General features: G+C 53.8%; 3 protein-coding genes. All 3 read right to left on the reverse strand.

Features of this window, described 5'->3' with window-relative positions:
• Nucleotides 1–222: 222 nt before the first annotated feature.
• Genes Q0L39_RS11455 through Q0L39_RS11465 form a run of 3 tightly spaced genes read right to left on the reverse strand, consistent with a single transcriptional unit; the run spans nucleotide 223 to nucleotide 2906 of the window.
• Complete coding sequence (locus tag Q0L39_RS11455; RefSeq protein WP_296629308.1) at nucleotides 223–957, reverse strand: metallopeptidase TldD-related protein; 735 nt, start codon at nucleotides 955–957, stop codon at nucleotides 223–225.
• Nucleotides 958–960: 3 nt separating this feature from the next.
• Nucleotides 961–1101: a hypothetical protein gene (locus Q0L39_RS11460; RefSeq protein WP_296629309.1), complete on the reverse strand. Its 141-nt coding sequence runs from the start codon at nucleotides 1099–1101 to the stop codon at nucleotides 961–963.
• Nucleotides 1102–1106: 5 nt separating this feature from the next.
• A complete protein-coding gene (locus Q0L39_RS11465; RefSeq protein WP_296629310.1) occupies nucleotides 1107–2906 on the reverse strand; it encodes an ABC transporter permease subunit in 1800 nt (599 codons plus the stop codon).
• Between the last annotated feature and the right edge of the window lie 80 nt (nucleotides 2907–2986).

Consider the following 2986-nt stretch of genomic DNA (forward strand, 5'->3'; position numbering starts at 1 on the left):
TGATGGTCACAGCAACGCCACTGCTGATGCCGATGACATCGGTATAAAAGTACAGCATGAACACCATGGTCAGATAAACCAGCAGCGTCTTTGCAAAGGAGCCTGCGCCATAGGTCAGTTTTACTTTAAGCGGCAGTTTGACCGCCTGGATGGATGTAGGGGTTTGATGATCCACTGAGATTTCCTCCTCACTCTATCTTGATTTACACAGTATTATTTGATTTAGACACTTACCTTGACCGACGAAACCGCCAGCGCCGGCGCCGAAACGGCAAAGCTCTTGATGATCGGCATGGCAAAGGTGAACATCTCGCTGCCCACCGCCGTCACGCTGCTAAACAGCTCGAGCAGATTTCCTTCGAGGGTCATTCCCTCCACCCGTCCGACCGGTCTGCCCTGACGGACGACAATCGCCTCACAGGGAATGGAAAAGCTGCCCGACGCCAGATTGATCGAATGGAACACGTCAAACGACTGGTTGACAAACAGTCCGTCGCCCATCTGCGCGATCAGTTCGTCGGTGGTCTGCTGTCCTGGCAGCACCATCAGGTTTTTGGGCACAACCACCACGTCGGTCTGCACGGCGCCGCTGATCATCGGCTTTCTGCCGGCGTTGCCGGTGGAGGTTGCTCCCAGCTGTGCGGCGGTGGAAAGGTTGTGCATCCAGCCGCAGACTCTGCCGTCACGCACCAGCTCCAATTCCACAGCGCGGCTGCCTTCGCAGTCGAGTGCGGCATGATAGCCGCTGTAAGGACTTTCGATGCGGTCGACGATGTTCAGCTGCGGCGAAAAAACGGTCTGATCCAGCCGGTTCCACAGGCAGGAGTTATGTTCGCCCACCAGTTTGCCGCTGAACAGCTGCCAGGCAGTGATGAAGATGTTGCAGACGACGCTTGCATCCAGCACGCACCGACAGCTTCCGCTCTGCCACTGGGTCAGCGGCAGATGCTCGGCCAATTTTCACTGGGCTGTACGGGCGATCTCCTGCGGAGAAAGCTTGGCAAGCTCCTGCGCAGAAACCTCAAATTCGACCTCGGTTGTCCCGCTTTCGATCTCCTGCTTGACGCTGTTATAGATCTGCACGGACAGTTTTTCTGCCATGTTTTTCACCTCGGTTGTCGGGTTTGTTTTCTATTATGATACCATCCTGCGTCGGGTTTTGCAAGATGCTGTCCTTGCAGCTCGCACATCCCACTCGATTTCCCCATCCCAAAGACAAGCAGCACCGGCAGCACATAAACGCAGGACGCCGCAAAGAAAATTCCACTCTCTCCCGCCAGCATTTGGGAGAGGGACACCGACAGCGGCTGTTGGACGGTGGTATCGAGGAAAACGATTGCCTGGTCGATGATGTTCCAGTATTCGGCCACTGTCAGTACTAACACCACCATAATCCCTGGGCGCAGATTTGGCAGAATGACCCGACGGAAAATCTGCCATTCGCTGGCGCCGCAGTCCTGCGCCGCTTCGACCCACGATCTATCGAAACCTTTCATCTGCAAGCGCAACAGAAAAACGCCCAATGGATGAAACATCGCCGGCAGGATAATTGCCCAATAGCTATTGAGCAGTCCCAGCAGGTCGGCTGTGATATAGTTTGGTACCAGCGTCACCTGCATCGGCATCAGCAAAATTACCAGATAGACGGCAAAAACGACTTCCTTATACTTCCAGCGCGAGCGCTCAAAGGCATAGGCTGCCAGCACCGATACCACCAACTGTCCGAGCAGAATCGGCACGATCAGCAGCACCGAGTTCCAAAACAGCCGCAGCTGCTCCGGACTTTGCAGCAGAAACTCTTTGTACTGTGCAAGGGTCGGTTCCGTTGGCAGCAGAGTCATCTGCACAAAATGCAGCCCATCCCGCGCAAGGCTGCCGGCATTGCCTGGTAGCATCTGACTGGAATAACGGTTGATGACCTCCTGCGGCGACAAAAAGGAGTTGGTCACAGTAAACAACAGCGGAAACAGTGACACGGCAACCGCCGCCCAAAGTACGAGTTTTCCTGCTAACGTGCTTGTCTTTTTCCCCGCGGAGAGCACCTTGGTCGGAGATAGCTCCACGCTGGTAAAGCGGTCGCTCAGCCGCTTCTGTATCAAATAGGTAAGTAAAATCACCGCTGCCATCAGCACAAAGAGAATGTGTGATGCCGCCGAAAGCTTTTGCAGATTCAGACTGGAAAACTGGTTGTTCATGTAGTGCTGCAACAGATAGAGGTGGGGATTTGGATAGGCTCCGAACAGAATGTACAGCTCCCGAAAGACTTTAAAGGACTGAATTACCGCGATCAGTCCGGAAAGAAAGAGGGTCGGTGCAAGATAAGGCAGCGTCACCTTATAAAAGCAGACTCGCGGTGTTGCACCCTCTCCGGCGGCAATCTCGTAATATTCCCGCGGGATGCGGCTGTATCCGATGAGCATAATGGCGGTGATGAGTCCGGTATTCTTCCACAAAAACAAAATCACCGGAATGATGATGGCAACCGCCGAGGTTTTCCAGTTGATCAGCGGCAGTTCCAGCAGGTACAATATTTTATTCACCAAACCTCCGGCGCTGAAAATCGCATTCCAGAAAAAGGCGGTCACGCCTGACGGCAGCACCAGCGGCACCAGAAGTGCAAACAACAGTGTACTGTTACTACGATGCAGCAAAAGTGCAAGCCCCAGCGAAAGCAGCAAAATCAGCGGGATGGAAAGCCCAAGATAGACGGCAGTATTCCCTGCCGCCTGCAAAAACATCGGGTTTGTAAGCGTCTCCACGACATTTTGAAGCCCCACAAACTGCCGGCTTCCCATGTTGTCGATCATGCCATAGTAGAGCGACAGCACAAACGGGAGCAGATAAAACACCAGTACTCCTCCCAAAGAAGGGAGCAAAAACAGTTTCCATAACCGCTTTTCGTTCATCCTTTTTCCTCCTTTCAGGATAATCGGACCACGGTTCCGTCGTACAGCGGCTCGGTGCTATTGACCACCACCGGAAGCCC

Source organism: uncultured Negativibacillus sp. (assembly GCF_944388365.1).
Lineage (GTDB): Bacteria > Bacillota > Clostridia > Oscillospirales > Ruminococcaceae > Negativibacillus.

Coding starts and splice junctions, on each gene's coding strand:
- Q0L39_RS11460 (WP_296629309.1), bottom strand. CDS start 1,101: ATGGCAGAAAAACTGTCCGTGCAGATCTATAACAGCGTCAAGCAGGAG.
- Q0L39_RS11465 (WP_296629310.1), bottom strand. CDS start 2,906: ATGAACGAAAAGCGGTTATGGAAACTGTTTTTGCTCCCTTCTTTGGGA.